Here is a 21,793-nt window from a genome sequence, read left to right on the forward strand (position 1 = left end):
GAAAAACAAACGACTTAGCAGAAGGATTATGACGTAAGTGACGGGTTAAAAAACCTACAAACTGGACAAGCAGTCCAGTTATCCTGATGCAGTTCACTGGACAATTGCTACTGTTTCATTCAATTCTGCAGGATGATATTCACTTATGACACCGTAATCATCAATGTAACGGACGGTCATCGACAATTGTCGGCTGTCAGTAAATTGAATAACAGGGAGACTGATATGGCTGAATGGTGCGATCATTCCGTCATGAGGTAAATTATTTTCCCAATGCGCTTCTCCATATTTTATTTGTGTCAGCGTCACGTACAGCGGTGAACGATTTTCAATTTGGAGTAGGGACTTATTGCTATCTTTGACGTATGAAAAATGTAATTTTTTTACCGCGTCACTGCTGGTTATATCTCCCAGCGCATTGGGACGATAGAAAATTTTAATTCTGGTGCGGATGGCCATTTGTAACACAGGGTTATCCTCCGACACTGGCATTTTCGGCGGGACTTCAAGAACATTGAGCCAAAACAAGGACTCCGAATCAGCCGTAAGGGAAGGCCCTTTACCGGTAAACAATACACGTATACCCAGCGAACTTTGTGGCTCAAGCCTTGCTACTGGCGGCAAGACAACAAAGGGAACATAAATATGCTCAGGTTTTTCTTCAGGCTCTTCTTTATCAATCCATAATTGCATCAGTGCAGGTTTTGCCCCTTCATTGATAATACTGAGGGACTCATCATTTGCTTTTTGGCTGAATATTAACCGCGTTCGGTTAATGTAAGTTTCACCTATTCCCTGTTCTGTAGTCATTGTCCAAAATAATACTGAAGCTAAAATAAAACAGGGTAAGGATAATAGGATTTTCATAGAAAAAATATTTTTGTTAGTCATTTATATTTCAGCGTAAAAGTCACTGAACCACTCACATTGCCGGAAGATACAGCATTCTCTGTTTGATACAAACCTGCCCTGAGAGGAACAGAGTAATTTGTATTGGCCGTTCCTGAATCATAACTGGTGAGCAGATAATCCGTATTGAACGTCACGGGAATGTCCTGATCCGTGAGCATTTGCAAAGCGACGCCGCTTGCCGTAGAAGTACTGTCCGGCGCAAACACTCCCTGTGAATTATTTTTAATCGTTGTTGTTGGCATAAACGAATAACTGATGCTGGCCAGCCCAGCAGGACATTGCGTGAAATTGAGCTTAAAGTCTGTTCTGGATGTTGTGTAGCCTGGACCGCTAAAGTCAGACCGCGCGGCTGGCGGGAGTGTCACATCCACATTGGGTGTTGTACAGGTGCCTCCCGTGGTATTAATGACCAGCCCACCCGCAAGGAACTCCGCAATCATATAAGTACCCCCACCGGTGCTGGAAGCGCCGTTGTAAAACTGATAATGCCGCGTATACATCGGATCAAAAACAGGCGTAGTACCCGCAGTCAGCGTATTTGCTGTCTTTACAAAACGAATTTGTACATCAACCCCGATATTAAATGAACGCCCGCTGTCGTAGGTGACAGGGAAGAGTTCCGCTGGTGTTTGGTAAATACCAGCAGCTACAGTCAGCGGATACCAGGTGCTGGTTTGACCTTTCACCGTATAACGCCAGCGGGCTATGTACCCCAGTCCGGATTTCACCGTTGAATTATAAACGCTGTAGGCCTGGCCTTCTGTCGTCGTCGTATTCCAGATGGGATAAGGAGGATAACCCTGAACCGCAAGTTGCGGTGAAATCGTCTGAGAGGAACTTCTTTGCGCACAAGTCCACGCGGTCGGATCTGATGATGTTATCCACCCGCCCAGCAGATCTCCCACAACAGCATCTTTCCCAATCTGAATAGTGGTTGTAGAGAAATACTGGTAATAAGAATTTGTCCGGCTGCAATCGACCCACGTACCATCCCCCCATACCGGATGACTTATACCGGCGAACGCAATAAAGAGAATTGACCTGAAAATTTTTGCCATAACATTTCTACCCTTTTTACTGGCACACCACGTTCGCACGCCTGAGATTATCTTCCTCTGACGGATTATCAGCGGGCAGCTGGTACAATAATTCACATTGTTGCGACGGCGAACTTCCCCATTTCACATTTAGTTTCCCTTCGCTATTTTTTACCCGAATAAAACTCTGGCTTCCTTGTGCGATATATCCAACCCTCTCGTTCTTCTCATCTGTAACAGGCGTGCCAAACGGAATTTCCTCGTTACGAATCGAGCTGATTTGCAACAAAGCGGAATAACCAAAATCCGTTTCATATTTCAATAACACCACCGCACCGGCCGTCGGAACGCTATTCTGGCGGGTGACGTCGAGAGCAATATCATTGGAAAGCCCTTTTGGATCCAGTTCGATGCTATTCTGCCGATACGGTGTTAAATAAGGCACTGCGGCTTTACCTGATTTATCCAAAGCCAGGCTTGAATTATTCGCCACTTTCGCGCCGCTGGCATGGTTCGCTTCCACAACTGCCATGGTGTCGCCCATTATCGGCGTGAACACCACACCATTTCCGTAAGCAATTGCGCCGCCGGAAAGCGTTGCCCCATACTGCTGGTAGCCTTGTCCGGCTGAAAAGCTTCCTCCTAACCGGGTATAAGGTGAATTCCAGTTCCCACTGGCGCCTGCGGTATTGCGGTTACCCATCGATGAATAATGATCTGCATTGCCGAAAGCAGTGTAAGTATATTGACGCTCATCGCCAGCGGAACCCGAGACCGAATTCTGAATCCCCTGATGATCACGTTCCTGTACATAGGTGGAATTGAAATAAGCCGAATTTGCGCTGCTACCCAGAGGTAGTGAAATCCCTACGGCAATTTTGTTGTCCCAGATATTTTTCACCAGATCCCGGGTACGGCTGGCATTAATATTCAAATTGAACCATGAGAAAGTGTTGGTGTATCCAATTTGGTATTCAGTATCACGCCCGCCTCTGTTCCAGTAATCCTGGGTGCTTGCACTGATATTCAATGTTCCCCAGACCTCCGACAAATCCTGTGTTGCGCTGATCTGCACACGATTTTTACGATTGATACTGCTGGAATAAAAAGCGTTTCCGGCAGAGGTTTGCTGGTCCCGTATCAACATTGCATCATCAATACTGTAGTAACCGGCGCTTGAATAACGATAATTCGCCAGCGTGATATTCGTGTTCACCACTGGCAGTATTTTTGAGAAAGCCAGACTGTAACTTTGCCCCTCTTTTGAGATTTCGTTATGTAGCTGAGTACTGGCATGAGTGATATCCGAAGATATCGCACCCAGCGAAGTATTCAGTGCAATCCCCCCGGCCACCGACTGATACTCTCCTCCCCCTAATACACCTCCGTAACCCGTGATCAGATTGGTAAAACCGTGCCGTATAGTGCCCATCGCAATCAGGGGTTTTTCATTCACGGTCGAATTACGATAAGTCCCGCTCATCAGTGTGTAGCGGGTTGTCCCTGGCCTTAATAGTTCAGCGATCGATGCATAGGTCACAGTGAAACTACGCTCGCTGCCATCCGCTTCTTTCACTGTGACCAGCAAATCTCCTCCAGTGCCCGTCGGATACAGTTCATCTATGACGAACGGGCCAGGTGGAACCGTGGTTTCATAAATACGCGTGCCGCGCTGTGAAATCTGAACTAATGCATTGGTATTCGCCACGCCACTGATCACCGGCGCGTATCCGCGCTGCGAGTCCATATACATTCGGTCATCGGATGCCAGCATGGCCCCGCGAAAACCCACGCTATCAAAGACCTGTCCTTCCGTCATAGACTCACCGATCACCAGCTTACTGCGTATCGGCACTATCGCACGTTCGAGATAAGTGCTGGCGTTATCATATTCCCATCCATTTTCATCGCTCTGGTTAAAAGACCCTTTATATCGCAAACGCCAGACATCCCAGTTTATACCACCGAGAAGTCCGAGATATTGAGTAGAGATACTTTGGGTTTCTGACATTTCTGAATGATAAGCGTTATAGTCATATTCTAATGTTGCCGCTGTGATACCTTTATCCCAAAGTTCGGGGCTGACATACCCTCTGGCATGGCGAAGTAAATAGATCTGCGGCGCTGTCACATTAAGATGTTGAGTGGTAACGTCATAACTGGCATCGAGTCCGGGGAGCAATTTATTAATATCAGCACATTGATGGGGATCTTTAAGCTGATAAACGACATTTTCATCGAGTCTTTCACTATCAATACCCAAATCTGATAGCAATTTTATATTGAAACACGCATGGGCTATTTTTGATTGATTATCAGGAAGTGAAAAATTAACGTCTGTACGCCCTTTCCACCTCTCATTTACATACAGATCCACCCGATGTATTCCGGGTAGTACAGGGTTTCCTTGCGCATAATCATTAACGTCTATTGCTGACCGCATAAATGCACTGTTAAAAATAACCGTATCAGAACCTGCATAACAGACGACGTGAGAGAACAGCAGTGCAGACCAAGCTGTTCTTCTTAATATCGCCATGGTGAATGAATTTTTAAGCGAGCCAGATATCATTTCATAATATCTGTTCATTGACTGATTCCCCGCCATAATCATTTATGATGCTATAGAATAACTTTTCGCCCCGTATATCTTTATTCTCATTCGACTTCAGATTGAATTCTATTTCACTTTCAGGCTCAACCATTCTCTTCGTAAAATTTTCCACACGGGAAAGTACCGGTGATGTTTTTGAGTGTCTGACTTCCAGCTTACTGAAAGTGATAAAGTAAGGTGAAGGATTGATAATTGTCAGTTTGTTGCCAATCACTGATACTTTTAACTGTTTATAAGCCTGAAGTGGCGAAGGTACTAAGTTATCTGGTCGATAAAACAACTTAACCCGGGTACGAAATGCCATTTGCAATACATTATCACCTGCCTGAATCTTCTGTGTCGGCTTTGGAGGCACTTCCAAAAGATTAAACCAGAACAGCGATTCCCGATCCTGTGGTAAATGCTCGTTCAGTGCCATCAGCCGTATCGCCTGACCTTTCTCTGGATCGATGCGAATGACGGGAGGATTGACAATAAATGGGACATTGACTTCACCGGGCCGGGCTTTCGGGTTGCCATCATCCAGCCACATTTGTACCAGATAGGGTTTTTTACCCTTATTCATTAATTGTATTACTGACTCTTTATCTTGAGCATGGAACACAATCCGCGTTCCATTAATGACAACTTCCGGATACGCTTTACAGGAAAAGAAGCAGGTTAAAATAATACTGATGAATATAGACTTACACATCCCTGAGTTCCTCTTTATTGAAACAGGGGTGAAATTCCTGCTTCACCCCTTTTTATCGGTTACTCGTATGTCATGGTGTAATCAACTTGCGTGGTGACCGTTCCTGCCACAGAAACTCCGGTGGCATAATAGCGGGCGAAATAATTCAATGTCCCGCTGCCGGCGCTGATATCAACCGGAATATCATTTTGGCCATCGGTTACCGGAGATCCGGCGACTATTGACTCCATACTGGCATTTAATAATTCAACCTGAACATTTTTTGCTGCATCCGACGCGGTGGTATCTATATTAAGACGGCCGGTGGCACTATCAACATAAGTACCGGGTTCATAATAAGTGCTTGCCGTGCCTAAAGCCGTACCTGAACAACTTGTCAGTGAGATATTAAAAGGTGTCGCACCGGCAGTTTCCCCCGGCGCTTTCAAACTGTTTGCTGAAACAGTAGGTAATGTCACGGTCGCATCCTCACTTCCACCATTAACAGCAATTGAACAGGTAGTATCTGTTACCTTGCCATTAATAGTAATAGTTCCATCGACCGCCATTGCCGATGCAGCAAACGTAGATGTCATGACTAACGCAAGGATGGGTATGACGTGTTTAGTATTATACATATGCACTTCCCTATATACGTAAGGATTGATCACTAGCTAATAATGATGGCATCAATATATAATAAGTCTTTCATCAACCCGACAGATAAATATATACAGAAGTTCATTATTAACGTCACGCATCATATACCGAAAATTATGATAAGCAATACAAGTTACTTGAATAGGCAGAGTTTAATTTTGGGGAGGGTTAATTAATAGTTATTGATATAAAAAGTTCTCCTAATAACATTCAAAATATACTCGGCCATAAAAATATAATAACCAAATTAGTCGTCAGGGTATTTGCGTGCAAACACCCTGAACTGATGGGCTATGTTACGCTGTCGCCAACCTGAAGGCCGAGACAGACTGCGTCAGATATAACACCTGTTCTTCAAGTGAGGCCGCTGCTGCTGCGGATTCTTGCACCAGCGCCGCATTCTGCTGAGTTACGCCGTCGATTTCGGTTACAGCCTGCTCAATCTGGCTTATCCCACGGCTTTGCTCATCAGATGCGGTCGAGATATGTTCCATCAGCACATCAACCTGAGTCACGGAAGAAATAATTGCCGAGATAGAATCCCCGGTACGCGATACCTGTTCAGATCCTTCCTTTATATTGGCAACGGATTCAGAGATCAGACTTTCAATTTCCTTCGCTGCGACAGCACTGCGCTGCGCCAGACTGCGCACTTCGCTGGCGACCACCGCAAATCCACGCCCCTGTTCGCCGGCACGTGCGGCTTCAACGGCGGCATTGAGCGCCAGAATGTTGGTCTGGAACGCAATGCTGTTGATGACGCCTGTTATGTCTTCGATTTTCTTAGAGCTGCTGTTAATACGGCCCATCGTTCCGATCACATCCTGCGCGACCTTTTCACCTGCACGCGCATTTTTAACGGCTTCACGTGTCAGGCCACTGGCACGGGTGACATTCTCGGTATTCTGTTTTACGGTCGCCCCAAGTTCTTCCATGCTGGCCGCGGTTTGTGTCAGTGCAGCCGCCTGTTGTTCTGTGCGGGAAGCCAGATCAATGTTACCTGCAGAAATTTCCTGCGATGCATGAGCAACGGTATGACTGGTGTCGCGCACCTGGCCGATAATGCGGGTCAGCGACTGACGCATATGCTCAATGGACTGCATCAGCTCTTCAATTTCGCTGCGTGAACGGGCATTAACCGGCACCGGGGTATCAAGATAACCTTCTGCAATCTGCCGGCAATGATCGCGTGAATTCAGAAGTGGTGTCAGGACGAAGCGCTTAAGCAATATCACCACACCAATAATGATGATCAGGAAAAGCAGACCAAACCCGATGGTCAACCCGATGCCAAATTTGAAGTTATCCTGCGCATCATTGTTTAGATTTCTGGCGTACTGCTCGTGCAGCGCCAGCACTCTATCTAGTACGATTTCATACTGTCGATCGAGTTTTATGACTGTCGGGATCTTTGCTTTAAACCGCGCCTGGTCACCCGCTTTAGCGGCATCGATCAGCGGCTGTATTCCGTTCTGACGATATTCCAGATAAGTGGCGCGATATGCCTGGGCCAGTTCATCCTCACCCGGCAGTTTAGGTGCATCTATATAGGCCTGAAATGCGGCATCGGCCTTCACGATAACTTCATTGACGCCGTCAAGTGCAGCGCCGTTTTGCTGACCATTGCTGCTCTCGATTTCCTTCATGTACTCCATAACGCGTACACGTGAGGTACGGCTATGATTAATGGGGTCAATCACGGACAGGACGACACGGATTTCTTTGTTGACGTCATCAAGGGAATGATTACTTTGGGTTAGCAACCAGATATTTGATAACATACTGGTGAAAAAAAGAGCGAAAAGGACTACAAGAACGAGTAAAGAGGACTTTTTAAGCGACATCGGTAGATTCTCAAAACAGAGCAAGGATCTGTTTATCGGCATTTGGCTTAAAAGGTTTAATGACTGCTTCACCCTATCAGGAATTTAACAGACGATGATCGGCCCGCCATCAAATTTTTAGCTATATCTGATACCGCTCTCCACTTAAAGGCAGCTTCAACTGCCGACACAGCGCAAAACTAAAAAATTTCTTTACACTTTTACGTTAATGAAAATCGCATTCAAATCTCTTACACAGAACCTGCATAGGTATTTATTCCTGCAGGAAAGATCCTAATAAACATCAAATAAAATTATGCCATGCGTGTGTCACCTTCGTTTTACAAATAGAATATTCATTCGGCATATGAATATTCCCATAGGAAAACATGAAAATTCCTATGAATTAACCGTCGCAATGAAATGAAAAATTTTTCATGAAAGAAAAATTTTCTCAGATATTTCCTGCGTTTTTTCATTAATAATCCTGATGGAGTTTTCACTTTTCTATTTTTTTCTACAAACCGATCAGCCTCAATGCCTTATCACATGCTGCCTGCGAGGGTATTAAGAGAAAATTCCTATATTTCAATATGATGTTCCGTAATCCTTCGCTCCGAGCAATGTAATACTTAGTTACAAATTATGATTTTCAATAGAATCACTAATGTTTCTAAAATGCCAACGACAGGTACTTACCTGAAATTTTAATTTTTCAGATAAATTCAATACACACTGCGAAATGCTCCGGAAAATATCAACTCGCTTGTGACCCTGAAGTTATTCGCACGTTATTATAATGCGGCATGGACACATTTTTATGGCAGGGTTGCCAGCCTCAATGTATTTTCCAGATTCATTGGCAGCGTTTATCACTCCACAGTAAGGGATAGGCATGTCTAATAGTTTTCAGGAAGAAATACCCAAAGCCCGCGTTAATATTAAATTAGATCTCCACACGGGCGGCGCTCAGAAGAAAGTCGAATTACCTTTAAAATTGATGGTAATGGGTGATTACAGTAACGGGAAAGAAAATCGTCCGTTATCAGAACGCGAAAAAGTTAACATCAATAAGAATAACTTTAACAGCGTTCTGGCCGAGTTCAGCCCTTCACTCAATCTGACCGTTGAAAATACGCTGGCCGGCGATCACAGTGAAGAAAACATTTCTCTGAACTTCAACGAAATGAAAGATTTCGAGCCAGAACAGGTAGCCCGTCAGATCCCACAACTGCGCGCCATGCTGGCCATGCGCAATCTGCTGCGTGACCTCAAATCCAATCTTCTGGACAACGCGACGTTCCGCAAAGAACTCGAAACCATTCTTAAAGATCCGTCCCTGAGCAATGAGCTTCGCAGTGAACTGAACGCTCTGGCACCTAAGGCATAACAGCCTCCACTTAACGGATTAATGCGAGAAAATGCTTATGTCAGTCAATACTGAAAACTCTTCTTCAAGCCAGACTACTGTTCTTGAACGCCCTGAAGCGGGCACCGTTTACGCTTCCCTGTTTGATAAAATCAATCTGACGCCGGTGACTTCACTGGGCGACCTGAATGATTTCCAGGACACCGCTGCCCTGGCTGATGTGACCGCCGATCAGCGTGTGACGGCAGCCGTTCAGGTCTTCCTGGAGCGTCTGAAACAATCTGGCCAGACCGTTGAGCGTCTGGATAAAACGCTGCTCGATCACCATATTGCAGAACTGGACAATCAGATCAGCCGTCAGCTCGACGCTGTGATGCATCACCCTGATTTTCAGCGAGTGGAATCCGGCTGGCGTGGTCTGAAGTTCCTGGTTGACCGCACCGATTTCCGCCAGAACGTCAAAATTGAAGTGCTGGATGTTTCTAAAGACGACCTGCGTCAGGACTTCGAAGATTGCCCTGAAATCATCCAGAGCGGCCTGTACCGTCACACTTACATTCAGGAATATGACACACCGGGCGGCGAACCCATCGGTTCTGTAATTTCCAACTACGAGTTTGATGCATCAGCCCAGGATGTCGCACTGCTGCGTAACATCTCAAAAGTCTCCGCTGCCGCACATATGCCGTTCGTTGGCGCCGTCGGTCCTAAATTCTTCCTGAAAGATTCCATGGAAGAAGTGGCTGCGATTAAAGACATCGGCAACTACTTTGACCGCGCAGAATACATCAAGTGGAAATCCTTCCGTGATTCTGACGATTCCCGCTATATCGGCTTGACTATGCCACGCGTGCTGGGTCGTCTGCCGTATGGCCCGGATACCGTTCCGGTTCGCAGCTTCAACTATGTCGAAGAGGTGAAAGGTCCGGATCACGAGAAGTATCTTTGGACCAACGCAGCGTTCTCGTTTGCAGCCAACATGGTGAAAAGCTTCATCAAAAACGGCTGGTGCGTGCAAATCCGTGGCCCGCAAGCTGGCGGTGCGGTGACTGACCTGCCCATTCACCTGTATGACCTCGGCACCGGCAATCAGGTGAAAATCCCGTCAGAAGTGATGATCCCTGAAACCCGTGAGTTTGAGTTTGCCAACCTGGGCTTCATCCCGCTGTCTTACTATAAAAATCGTGATTACTCCTGCTTCTTCTCTGCCAACTCCGCACAGAAACCGGCGCTGTATGACACCGCGAATGCCACTGCAAACAGCCGCATCAATGCACGTCTGCCGTACATCTTCCTGCTGTCACGCATCGCGCATTATCTGAAGCTGATCCAGCGTGAAAACATCGGCACCACTAAAGATCGCCGCCTGCTGGAACTGGAACTGAACACCTGGATCCGCACGCTGGTCACTGAAATGACCGATCCGGGCGATGACCTGCAAGCCTCTCACCCGCTGCGTGACGCCAAAGTGACCGTAGAAGATATCGAAGACAACCCGGGCTTCTTCCGCGTGAAACTGTACGCCGTACCGCACTTCCAGGTGGAAGGTATGGACGTGAATCTGTCACTGGTTTCTCAGATGCCTAAAGCGAAAGCCTGAAGCCCGGAGGCACGATGAAGATTGAGCGTCCGCTGTGGACACGAGGGATCCTCGTGTCTCCACAGCAGTTTCAACAACAGGCCTCTTTTGAGGCCTGGACAAACGAATGTATTGCGCAAATGGGCATACTTCACCCGTGGGGTGTGCTTCATGCGACCTTTGAACAGGATGCACTGGCACAAGGACGTCTGAAAGCTGAGCGGCTGCATGTCCGTTTTCAAGATGGCATATTGGTCGATACCGACTGTGCAGATTTACTGCCGCCAACGCTGACGCTTTCTGCAAACTTACCGGCAGACGCCAATGAAGCAATTGTGATGCTGGCGTTGCCACAAGTTTACGCGAATGGCGGAAACTGCCTGCAGCCCGATGAACGGGCTGAACGTCCGGTACGCTATCGTCAGGCCTGGCGGGATGTCCAAAACCAGTATGGCGATGACAAAAAACAGGTCGCCGTCATGTCGCATGAATTGACGCTGCGACTGGATATTCAGGAAAACGGTGACTATCAGATCTGTCCGGTGGCACGTCTGCTGCGTGATGCCCAGGGACGGTGGATGCAAGATACGAACTTTATCCCACCTTTGCTGAGTCTTCAGGCTAGTCACTGGTGTACAGAGCAGCTCGAACTGTTGATGGTGCAGCTGAGGGCGCGTTTAAAACGCCTGATGGGAATGCGCCGTGAAAGCAACGCGCGCATGGCAGATTTTGCAGTTGCCGATGTGTCCCTGTTCTGGCTACTGAATGCACTTAACGGTGCAGAGCCCGTGCTGGGCAATTACCAGCGCAACCCCCAGGTTCATCCTGAGCGCCTTTACCAGGAGCTGGCCCGTCTTGCCGGAAACTTGCTGACTTTTTCCCTGGAGCATGACGTCGCCGCTATTCCGCCCTATCAGCACGGTAGCCTGACTACGGTCTTCCCACCGCTGTTTACCTTGCTGAATATCCTGCTGGAAGCCAGCCTGCCGTCGCGCGTTGTCGCGATAGATCTGGTACATGAACCCCGCATTAACCAGTGGCGTGCAGCGCTGCACGATCCCCGCCTGCGCGAACGCGAAGAGGTCGATTTCTATCTGTCCGTGCGCTCTACCCTGTCTTCTGCCCAACTGCAAACTCAGTTCCCGCAACTGTGTAAAGTCGGTGCGCCGGATGATGTCGGTAACGTCGTCAATGTGGCACTAAGCGGTATTCCGCTGCGCCCGTTAAGCCATGTTCCTGCCGCCATTCCGCTTCGTCTGGAAAATCAGTATTTCTCTTTGGATCTCACCCATCCTGCAGCGCAGCAAATGATGGAAGCAGGCACCTGCGTCTTCTATGTGCCTGGCACACTGGGCGACATTCAGCTTGAACTGTTTGCGGTGTTACGCGCATGAGCCAATCCATGAGAATGACAACACAGGCTGTTGATATCGATGCCCTGCTCGCGGATACCTGGTTGCAGGTTATCAGCCTGCGTCAGGTAATGAACTGCCCTGAAGGGGAAGGGCAAATTTTCTGGAAGCGATGTGTGGCTGATATAGAGCGCGTGCAACTGGCGCTGAAAGAGGCGGACGTCAGTGAACAAAACTGTCAGCACATCATGTATGCCCAGTGCGCCATTCTGGATGAGACCGTTAAAGGCCGCAGCGTCCAGGATGATGCTTACTTTGTCTGGTGTAATTCTCCGCTGCAGGCGTACTTCTTCAAATCACTTGACGCGGGTAACCAGCTATATGAACGGATGCGTACCGTGCTGCGGGAACCCGCCCCCGACATGGCAGTACTCACCTGTTTTCACCGGGTACTGATGTTGGGTTTTCTCGGCGGTTATGCCTCGCAGGCAGTGACCGAGCGCGAACAGCTGGTTGAGCAACTTACAGCGCTTGTACCTGCATTTAGCTTTGCGTCATCCCGTCCTGTTCTGGCAATGGCGTCTTCCAGTCATTGCCTCGGCATAGGGTTACGTTACTGGCCGGTACGCCTTGGACTCGCAGGACTGATTGTCGCCTTGCTGTGGTGCGGACTGGACCACTGGCTGTCCGGATTATTGACAACGTTGTTGCCGGGGTCCGTGTAATGAGTCCTATGTGGCGACGTAGTTTATGGCTATGGGCGGGTATTCTGGCTGGCATTCTTTGTCTGACGTTCCTGCCTTTTTCAACCGTGATGCGCTGGCCAACCTTCGGACTGGTGGTGATCATCTGCCTTGTTGGGATATGGCGTGCGGGTCAAAAGCAAAATTCAGAGTTTGCAGAAAAGTACTTCGACGGGCTTCCGCCGGAGAAATACCGCCTGCCAGTCGTATTGGTCTGCGGCGACGATCTGGCATCGCTGTTTGGCACAGATCACGTACATCTGACTGCCCAGGGTTGCTGGCTACGGGTCGACGAAAACAATTCTCTGCGGCAATTTGCCCGACAGTTGCTGTGGCAGCGCCCCGAGTGGGCGAAACAGCTGGCCGTCATGGTGGCAGTAAATCCTCAGCAGCACAGCGACGAACGCGAACTCACCACCTGCCTGTATGAGCTGCGCTGGCAGCTTGTGCAGTTACGCCGGGATATTCGCCGCCCACTTCCTCTGCTTCTGAGTAGCACGATTGCCACCGCCACTGCAGACGCGCCTGTCTGGTTATCGCAACAAAATGATCGGTCGGTGACGCTATGGCCAACAGTAACCATGCCAGAAACGCTGGCAAACTGGCAGCGTGAGGATGGCACTGCCCGGCAGGCTGAACGGGTGAAACAGACCGTCATTTTCGGCCAGCAAAATAACTGGCTTAATACGTACGTGCTGCCTGCATTGCAGGCGCGTAACGATGATGTCGCCTGTGTTTCTCCGCAACAGGTTGTCCTGCATCAGGTCGGCGGCCTGAGGGGGATTGTGTCCGCCTCGCTCTGGCAACAATGGCTTAGCGCACACACCTCTCTGACACAAGTCGCCGGATGGCATCCCGAAGAGGGCGTTGATAACAGTCTGCAAACCTTCCCTGACTTTATCTTTACTGTCTTGCCTTCCGGCAGCGGCGTGTCATCTCGTCGTCGTACTTTACGCCATGGTGTCACCCTGCTGACCGTCGCGGTGGTTGCCGCGCTCTGCAGCAGTGCCTGGCATAACCGCCAGCTTCTGCATCGAGTGGCTTTCGATATCCGCCATTACGACAGTATCGGGATGACAGATTATGCACCAAAAGCAAAAGCGGTGGAGATATTACGACGCGATGCTGCACAGCTTGATGACTGGTTCCGTAATGGTGAGCCGGTGCATCTTAGTCTGGGTCTTTATCAGGGGGAACGCCTGCGTCTGCCTCTGATGGCAGCAATCAAAAGCTATGTCCCAACCCCACCGCCACCTGAACCCGTCGAAAAAGAGGCCCCAAAAACGGTGCGCCTTGATTCCCTGTCGCTGTTTGACACGGGCCAGTACGAGCTTAAACCGGGCTCGCTCAAAATGCTGGTTAATACGCTTGTGGATATTAAGGCCAGGCCAGGCTGGCTGATTGTGGTGGCCGGACACACGGACATTACCGGTGACGCAAAAGCCAACCAGACATTGTCGCTCAAGCGTGCCGAGTCACTGCGTGACTGGATGCTTTCAACCAGTGATGTCTCCCCGACCTGCTTTGCCGTTCAGGGTTATGGCGCAACACGCCCTATTGCTTCAAATGATACCCCGGAAGGCCGTGCGGCTAACCGTCGTGTCGAAATCAGTCTGGTGCCACAGGCAGACGCCTGCAAGGCAACAGCAACCCCAAGTTCATCAAATGATTGATGAATGTTTACCTTAGAAATGGAGAACTACCCATGGCAATTCCTGTTTATCTGTGGCTGAAAGACGACGGCGGTGCGGACATCAAAGGCTCCGTAGACGTTAAAGATCGCGAAGGCAGCATCGAAGTGGTGGCACAGGATCACAACCTGTACATCCCGACCGATAACAACACCGGCAAACTGACGGGTACGCGTATTCACACCCCGTTCCTGTTTACCAAAGAAATCGATTCTTCCAGCCCGTACCTGTACAAAGCGGTGACCACCGGCCAGACCCTGAAATCCGCTGAGTTCAAATGGTATCGCATCAATGACGCTGGCCAGGAAGTGGAGTATTTCAACACCAAGCTTGAAAACGTCAAACTGGTGAAGGTCGCGCCAAAAATGAACGACATCAAAGACCCGGCGTTTGAAAAACATAACCACCGCGAAATGATCGAGCTGCGTTACGAAAAAATCACCTGGACCTACAAAGACGGCAACATCATTCATTCCGATTCCTGGAACGAACGTACCACCGCGTAACACCCCACAGCAGACGGCTCGCCGTCTGCTGTTTTTGTTTCCTGAGCCGCTGCGTGGCGGTTGAGCAAACAAAAACACCACCGGACATCGACCTTATGGGCCTGGGTTTCCTGCAAAGGAAAAGGCTAGGGGCGGTAGCGTACCTAAAAAAGGGAATTCAGCATGGAACAACAGTCAGCCGTATTACTTCGCCGCTTAAATCCGTACTGCGCGAAAGCGCTGGAAGCCGCCGCGACGCTCTGCCAGACCCGCGCCCACAATGAAATTACCGTCGAGCACTGGCTGCTCAAACTGCTGGAACTGGGCGAAGGCGACATCACCGTGCTGGCCCGCCGCTATGAATGGGATATGGATGCGCTGTGGCAAAGCCTGCTGGCCCATCTCGACGCCCTGCCGCGTTCAGTACATTCGCGTCCGCAACTTTCCCAAGATTTACAATCGCTGATGAAAGCGGGCTGGCTGGCCGCATCGCTGCAGGATGACAACCAGAGCATCCGCAGTGTCAATCTGCTGGAAGCGCTGATGGCGCAACCGCGCCTGTTGCGCTGCGAAGGGTTATGGCCGCTGTTCAGCCTGAGCGAAGAACATATCCGCCGCCTCAAGCCAGTGCTGGATGCCTTGTCCGAAGAGCGCCCGGAGTTGCAACAACAGGAAAGCCTTAGCCGCACGCCTTCCGCACTTTCTGAAAGCTCAGCGACACAAAAAGCAGAGTCTGGTGTTACCGGCCAGTCGTTAAGCGAAGCGCTGCAGGCCGCGCTCGATAAATTCACGCTGGACGTCACCGCCAAAGCCAAAGCCGGACAAATTGATCCGGTGTTTGGTCGCGATAACGAAATCCGTCAGATGGTGGATATTCTGTCCCGTCGCCGCAAAAACAACCCGATTTTGGTCGGTGAACCGGGCGTCGGCAAAACCGCGCTGGTGGAAGGTTTGGCGTTACGTATTGCGGAAGGCAACGTGCCCGACAGCCTGAAAACTGTCAGCCTGCGCACGCTGGATTTAGGTCTGCTACAGGCCGGTGCAGGCGTTAAAGGTGAGTTCGAGCAACGCCTGAAAAACGTCATCGACGCCGTACAAAAATCACCCACGCCGGTTCTGCTGTTTATCGATGAAGCGCACACTATTATTGGCGCAGGCAATCAGGCCGGTGGCGCCGACGCCGCCAACCTGCTCAAACCCGCGCTCGCCCGTGGCGAACTGCGCACCATCGCCGCCACGACCTGGTCTGAGTACAAACAATATTTTGAACGCGACGCTGCCCTTGAGCGCCGCTTCCAGATTGTCAAAGTCGATGAGCCGGACGACGAGATGGCCTGCCTGATGCTGCGTGGCCTGAAGTCCCGCTACGCGCAGCACCACGGCGTTCACATCACCGACGAAGCCGTCAAAGCCGCCGTCAGCCTTTCCCGCCGTTACATCACCGGCCGCCAGCTGCCGGACAAAGCCGTCGATTTGCTCGATACCGCCTCTGCCCGTGTACGCATGAGCCTCGATACCCTGCCGGAAGAGCTGACCCGCCTTAAGGCGCAGATAGCCGCACTGGGAATGGAGGAGCAGGCATTGCTGGAAGATATCGCGCTCGGCAGTCAGACCCACGGTGAACGTCTGGAAAAAATCGGTGAGCTGGACCGCGAACTCAATGCGCAGCTTTCCGCGCTCGAAGCGCAGTACGAAGCCGAAAAAGCCCTGACGCATAAGCTGCTGGAAACCCGTCAGGACATCAGCCGTCAGGAAGATATTCACGCGCTGCAACAAGAACTGGCCCAGTTGCAGGGCAGCGCCCCGCTGCTGTCTCTTGACGTGGACGTCCGCACTGTTGCGACAGTCATTGCCGACTGGACCGGCGTGCCGCTGACCAGCCTGCTGAAGGACGAACAGACTGACCTGTTGCAGCTAGAAAACCATCTGGGCAAACGTGTCGTCGGACAGGATCATGCGCTGACCGACATGGCGCAACGCCTGCGCGCCGCCAAAACCGGCCTGACGTCTGAGAATGGCCCGCTGGGCGTCTTCCTGCTGGTCGGCCCGAGCGGCGTAGGCAAAACCGAGACGGCCCTTTCCCTTGCCGACTGCCTGTTCGGCGGCGAGAAGTCCCTCATTACCATCAACCTCAGCGAGTATCAGGAAGCGCATACCGTCTCTCAACTGAAAGGTTCACCTCCGGGCTACGTCGGTTACGGTCAGGGCGGTATTCTGACTGAAGCCGTGCGTAAACGTCCGTACAGCGTCGTCCTGCTCGATGAAGTGGAAAAAGCGCACACGGATGTCATCAACCTGTTCTATCAGGTGTTCGACCGCGGCTTTATGCGCGACGGCGAAGGCCGCGAAATCGACTTCCGTAATACCGTGATCCTGATGACCGCTAACCTCGGCAGTGACCATTTGATGCAACTTCTGGATGAACAGCCGGAAGCCACTGACGGCGATTTACAGGAACTGCTGCGCCCAATCCTGCGCGATCATTTCCAGCCCGCCCTGCTCGCCCGTTTCCAGACGCTGATTTATCGTCCGCTGAACGCCGTTGCCCTGCGCACTATCGTTGAGATGAAACTGGCACAAGTCGCGAAACGTCTGAACAAGCACTACGGCCTGACCTGCTCCATAGAAGAAAGTCTGTACGACACGCTGGTCGCCGCCTGTCTGCTGCCGGACACGGGCGCGCGCAACATCGACAGCCTGCTCAATCAGCAGATTCTGCCGGTCCTGAGTCAGCAACTGCTGCAGCGCATGGCCGGACAACAGCGCACCACCTCGCTTGCGCTGGGCTGGGATGAAGAAGAAGGGATCACGCTGGAATTTGACGGAGAACAGAAATGAGTACAACCGGACTGCCTTTTTTCGACCACAGTCACCATAAATTAGCCATCCGCGGCAGCAGCGCACAACCCGATGTTCTGAGTTTCACCAGCCTGGAAACGCTCAGTAAGCCTTTCCATTACGACATTGAATTTACCAGTGCTGACCGGGCTATTGATCCGAAATCGATGCTGATGAAGGACGCCTCACTGACCCTGCAGGCACCGGTAGCCGACGCCTTTGGTGTCTCAGTCCAACAGCCACAGCGCGTAATACAGGGCCTAATCACCGCCTTTAAACGTCTTTCCACGTCGAAAGATGAAAGTCATTACGAGGTCCGCCTGCAGCCGCGTCTGGCTTTGCTCGCCCGCAGCCATCAGAACTGTATTTATCAGGACATGTCGGTTCCGCAGATTGTCGAAAAAATCCTGCGTGACCGTCACGACATGCGCGGACAGGACTTTATCTTCACACTGAGTAAAGAGTACCCGCGTCGCGAACAAACCTTGCAGTACGGCGAGGACGACCTGACCTTTATCTCCCGACTTCTGGCCGAAGTCGGGATCTGGTTCCGCTTTACCGCCGACCCTAAACTCAGCATTGACGTGGTCGAATTCTATGACGACCAGCAGCATTATCAACAGGCGCTGACGCTGCAGGCCGTACCCCCATCCGGCATGCACGACGTCGGCGTCGAATCGGCATGGGATTTGTCCAGCCATTATCAGGTGGTGGAAAAAACCGTCTCCACCCGGGATTACAACTACCGCACCGCGACCACGGATTTATCCGGCAGCGCCGATGTTACCCGCGGGGATACCACCACCTATGGCGAAGCCTATCATTACGCCGATAACTACCTGACCGCCGGTGGCGGTGGTCGCGATCCGGAACCGGAAAGTGGCGCGTTCTATGCCCGCCTGCGTCACGAACGTTACCTGAACAATCAGGCGCGCTTTTCCGGCATCGTGAATGCCGCAACCCTGGTGCCGGGTCAGGAGCTCAAAGTCACCGGCAGCGATGCGCCGGCACAGTTTGCGCAGGGCGTGGTGATCGTGTCTATCCAAAGCTCGGCGCGTCGCGACAAAAGCTTTGAAACAAAATTTGAGGCCATTACCTGGTCTGAAGATTACTGCTTCCGCCCGGAGCCGGAGCCTAAACCGGTGATGGCCGGTACTCTGCCCGCCCGCGTCACCAGCACCACCGTCAACGACACCTACGGTCATATCGATAAAGACGGGCGGTATCGCGTCAATATGCTGTTCGACCGAGATGCATGGGAACAAGGCTACGAAAGTCTGTGGGTCCGTCAGGCGCGCCCTTACGCCGGCGACACCTACGGCATGCATATGCCGCTGCTGGCCGGCACCGAAGTAGCGATTGCCTTTGAAGACGGCAACCCGGACCGCCCTTATATCGCCCACGTTCTGCATGACTCTGCGCACGGCGATCACGTCACCATCCAGAACTACAAACGCAACGTACTGCGCACGCCGTCGAACAACAAACTGCGCCTCGAGGACGAGCGCGGCAAGGAGCACATCAAGCTCAGCACCGAATACGGTGGTAAAAGCCAGCTCAACCTCGGCCATCTGGTGGACAGCGGCAAACAGCAGCGCGGTGAAGGGTTCGAGCTGCGCACCGACAGCTTCGGTGCAATACGAGCACAAAAAGGCATTTTTATCAGTGCCGACGGACAGCCAAAGGCACAAGGGAAAGTGCTGGAAATGGATGCGGTCATGAGTGAGATGAATTCACTCAAGGAAATGGCGCAATCTCTCTCAGATGATGCGCAAACAGCGACCGCCAATCCAGCCGATATGGCCGCCCAAATCTCACTGATTAACGACCGTGTAAAAGATCTGACTGCTTCTGTTTTGCTGATGCACGCCCCTAAAGGCGTAGCCCTGAGCAGCGGAGAACATCTCCAGGTTTCTGCAAAGCAAAACCTTATCGCTACGGCGGGAAAAAATGCCGATATCAGCGTGGCAAAAGATTTTTTCATCGGCGTGGGAAACACCTTAAGCATCTTTGTGCGAAAGCTGGGGATGAAACTTATCGCCAATCAGGGCCCCGTCACTCTGCAGGCGCAAAACGATCTGATGGAACTACTGGCCCGCAAGGCGATCACCATCACCAGTACCGAAGATGAAATCAAAATCACGGCGAAGAAAAAAATTACATTAAACGCCGGTGGCAGCTATATCACGCTTGACCAGAATAAGATTGAGTCGGGCACGGCTGGTGAATACCTGACAAAGGCTGGTAATTATGGGCGTTTAACTCAGGCAACGAATAAAGTTGAGATGGCTGTGTTTCCGCTAATTAAACGAGATGAATACAATATTAAATTTTCATTTTCTGATGACGAGGGATTACCTTATAGCAATTCAAAATACATTGCCTACCTCCCGGATGGTACAGAAAGAAAAGGAATTACTGATGAAAAGGGACACACAGAACAGTTTGTAAGGGAAGATGCGAAGGAAATAAAAATAAAATTAATTAGTGAGTATCTTGATCCGGCTTGGGAGGGTTATCATGAATGACAAAGTAACTATAGGCACACCAACTAAAGATGACAATAACATCGTCACAAACAAAATAACAAACAAATTTGATAAGATGATAATTGAAACTTTAGACGAACAAAAAAAAGTTTTAACAAAACGTAAATTGGATCTTGAAACTTGGGGGGAGAACGAAAAAAAAGAGTTTGAAAAAATTTTTGGCATAAAAGATGAAAAGGCCAGGCAGTGGATATTGCTGGGGGTCGATAGAATGTTAACGCTCAATAGTGAATTAAAAACAAGTAACTTTAGACCTGTTGATGAAAATGTCCATGCATCAGTTAATAAAACCCAAGATAGGGATTTCATAATAGACATAGGGAAAAAATTTGGCAATGATAAGATGCGAGGGCGCGACTCTCGCGTTGCGACTCTATGTCATGAAATGTCACATTATGGCATAATATTAAATACATCCGACATGACACCTTCTGGCAAAAACCCAATGAAAACATCCCCGAAAGACTTTCAAAGTTTTGCCGACGATTTAGTGAGAAAACATGATACAGGAGTGATGATGAATGCGTATAACATTGAAAGATATTTTGAGTGACAATATATTTAAGTTGTTCTTTTTAATTTTTATTACCTCGTCTTATGCGAGAGCTGATCAGAATATACTATTAATACAAAATGGTTACGGCACATTGTATTGGGGTAGTACAGGCGAGCATCACGATAAACCTGAAATATACTCACATCTAGACTCCTTTCGTTATAAACCAGATAATGAAATATCTGATGAAATAGAACACACTTACAACATTAGCTCTATAGAAAGTGATAAAAACAAATCAACATACGATTTTAATCTTCATTTAAAAATCCAAATAAAAAGCGAAGACGTTCTTGCAAAAATCACATTTAACAATAATAGCAAAGCAGCAAGGTTCATAAATAAAAAATATGTACCTTTCGACTTCAAATCAAAGATATCTTCACGACTATGCGATACGCTCTTCTTCATAAGATCAGATAACGTCAAATTAGATTATCTTGGTTCAATGTGCAATTACGGGTCAACCTTTGACCGCCATGATTGGCTAGAAATCCCTGCGAAAACTAATTTATCTTTCACAATAAAACTTAATGATGCATATGCATTCCTTCCTGGCAAAAATCATTATGACATTGAGACGCGAGAGTATTTAGTAGTCGATAATAACTGGCTGATACAAGGGAGTATTGATAAGCTATTTTTTACCATATTAAATTGGAAAGTAGATTGCGAAACCGTTAAAAACGAAGAATCAACTTCAACTATATCAGACCAATGCAATTCATCTCACAATGAAGATAACGTTGAGAACTTTCTTGCTAAACACTCTTATTATGATGAAAGTAAAGGCGGCTTTATAATTCGCTCCAATAATGTATCAACCTTTGTTAATGGTGATAAAATAAAATCTATATATGCAAATTAGTTTACTGGATACAAAACACATCACCTACGATAGTAATAAATCTA

The 21,793-nt window shown here is 49.4% G+C and carries 16 protein-coding genes; 10 read left to right on the forward strand and 6 right to left on the reverse strand.

From position 1 onward, the window contains the following. Positions 1-93 precede the first annotated feature (93 nt). The 6 genes from CKQ54_RS24070 to CKQ54_RS24095 all read right to left on the reverse strand — a co-directional run bounded on the left by CKQ54_RS24070 (position 94) and on the right by CKQ54_RS24095 (position 7,740). Positions 94-891: a fimbrial biogenesis chaperone gene (locus CKQ54_RS24070; protein ID WP_120163814.1), complete on the reverse strand. Its 798-nt coding sequence runs from the start codon at positions 889-891 to the stop codon at positions 94-96. After that, positions 888-1,970: a fimbrial protein gene (locus tag CKQ54_RS24075; RefSeq protein ID WP_120163815.1), complete on the reverse strand. Its 1,083-nt coding sequence runs from the start codon at positions 1,968-1,970 to the stop codon at positions 888-890. Before CKQ54_RS24075 ends, CKQ54_RS24070 begins: the two co-directional genes overlap by 4 nt. Before the next feature lie 16 nt (positions 1,971-1,986). After that, complete coding sequence (locus tag CKQ54_RS24080) at positions 1,987-4,539, reverse strand: fimbria/pilus outer membrane usher protein (RefSeq protein WP_244220292.1); 2,553 nt, start codon at positions 4,537-4,539, stop codon at positions 1,987-1,989. Further along, on the reverse strand, positions 4,523-5,257 hold the full coding sequence (locus CKQ54_RS24085) for a fimbrial biogenesis chaperone (RefSeq protein ID WP_120163817.1): 735 nt from the start codon (positions 5,255-5,257) through the stop codon (positions 4,523-4,525). The genes CKQ54_RS24080 and CKQ54_RS24085 overlap by 17 nt, the downstream gene beginning before the upstream one ends. 59 nt (positions 5,258-5,316) lie before the next feature. Next, the gene (locus CKQ54_RS24090; protein WP_120163818.1) at positions 5,317-5,874 is read right to left on the reverse strand and encodes a fimbrial protein; all 558 of its coding nucleotides are present in this window, start codon (positions 5,872-5,874) and stop codon (positions 5,317-5,319) included. 318 nt (positions 5,875-6,192) lie between these two features. Further along, entirely contained in the window at positions 6,193-7,740 is a 1,548-nt protein-coding gene (locus CKQ54_RS24095; RefSeq protein ID WP_120163819.1) for a methyl-accepting chemotaxis protein, read from the reverse strand. Positions 7,741-8,614: 874 nt separating this feature from the next. Between CKQ54_RS24095 and tssB the strand changes: the two genes are divergently transcribed. The 10 genes from tssB (at position 8,615) to CKQ54_RS24145 (ending at position 21,749) form a co-directional block, all read left to right on the forward strand. Further along, on the forward strand, positions 8,615-9,109 hold the full coding sequence (tssB, locus tag CKQ54_RS24100; protein WP_120163820.1) for a type VI secretion system contractile sheath small subunit: 495 nt from the start codon (positions 8,615-8,617) through the stop codon (positions 9,107-9,109). Between the two features lie 31 nt (positions 9,110-9,140). After that, positions 9,141-10,688 carry a type VI secretion system contractile sheath large subunit gene (gene tssC, locus CKQ54_RS24105; protein WP_113876422.1) on the forward strand — a complete coding sequence of 516 codons (1,548 nt, stop codon included), beginning with the start codon at positions 9,141-9,143 and terminating at the stop codon, positions 10,686-10,688. Between the two features lie 14 nt (positions 10,689-10,702). Further along, complete coding sequence (gene tssK, locus CKQ54_RS24110) at positions 10,703-12,061, forward strand: type VI secretion system baseplate subunit TssK (protein WP_120163821.1); 1,359 nt, start codon at positions 10,703-10,705, stop codon at positions 12,059-12,061. Further along, positions 12,058-12,744 carry a type VI secretion system protein TssL, short form gene (gene tssL, locus CKQ54_RS24115; RefSeq protein WP_120163822.1) on the forward strand — a complete coding sequence of 229 codons (687 nt, stop codon included), beginning with the start codon at positions 12,058-12,060 and terminating at the stop codon, positions 12,742-12,744. The genes tssK and tssL overlap by 4 nt, the downstream gene beginning before the upstream one ends. After that, positions 12,744-14,435, forward strand: a complete 1,692-nt coding sequence (locus CKQ54_RS24120) for an OmpA family protein (RefSeq protein WP_120163823.1) — start codon at positions 12,744-12,746, stop codon at positions 14,433-14,435. Before tssL ends, CKQ54_RS24120 begins: the two co-directional genes overlap by 1 nt. Positions 14,436-14,467: 32 nt before the next feature. Then, on the forward strand, positions 14,468-14,959 hold the full coding sequence (locus CKQ54_RS24125; protein ID WP_120163824.1) for an Hcp family type VI secretion system effector: 492 nt from the start codon (positions 14,468-14,470) through the stop codon (positions 14,957-14,959). A gap of 162 nt (positions 14,960-15,121) precedes the next feature. After that, positions 15,122-17,776, forward strand: a complete 2,655-nt coding sequence (gene tssH, locus CKQ54_RS24130) for a type VI secretion system ATPase TssH (protein WP_120163825.1) — start codon at positions 15,122-15,124, stop codon at positions 17,774-17,776. After that, positions 17,773-20,304, forward strand: coding sequence for a type VI secretion system Vgr family protein (locus CKQ54_RS24135; RefSeq protein ID WP_120163826.1), 2,532 nt, complete (start codon positions 17,773-17,775; stop codon positions 20,302-20,304). Before tssH ends, CKQ54_RS24135 begins: the two co-directional genes overlap by 4 nt. Continuing rightward, the gene (locus tag CKQ54_RS24140) at positions 20,297-20,878 is read left to right on the forward strand and encodes a M35 family metalloendopeptidase (protein ID WP_052188946.1); all 582 of its coding nucleotides are present in this window, start codon (positions 20,297-20,299) and stop codon (positions 20,876-20,878) included. Before CKQ54_RS24135 ends, CKQ54_RS24140 begins: the two co-directional genes overlap by 8 nt. Beyond that, on the forward strand, positions 20,847-21,749 hold the full coding sequence (locus CKQ54_RS24145; RefSeq protein WP_120163827.1) for a hypothetical protein: 903 nt from the start codon (positions 20,847-20,849) through the stop codon (positions 21,747-21,749). The genes CKQ54_RS24140 and CKQ54_RS24145 overlap by 32 nt, the downstream gene beginning before the upstream one ends. The last annotated feature ends 44 nt before the right edge of the window (positions 21,750-21,793 follow it).

Origin of the sequence: Rahnella variigena, assembly GCF_003610915.1 — a bacterium.
Taxonomy (GTDB): domain Bacteria; phylum Pseudomonadota; class Gammaproteobacteria; order Enterobacterales; family Enterobacteriaceae; genus Rahnella; species Rahnella variigena.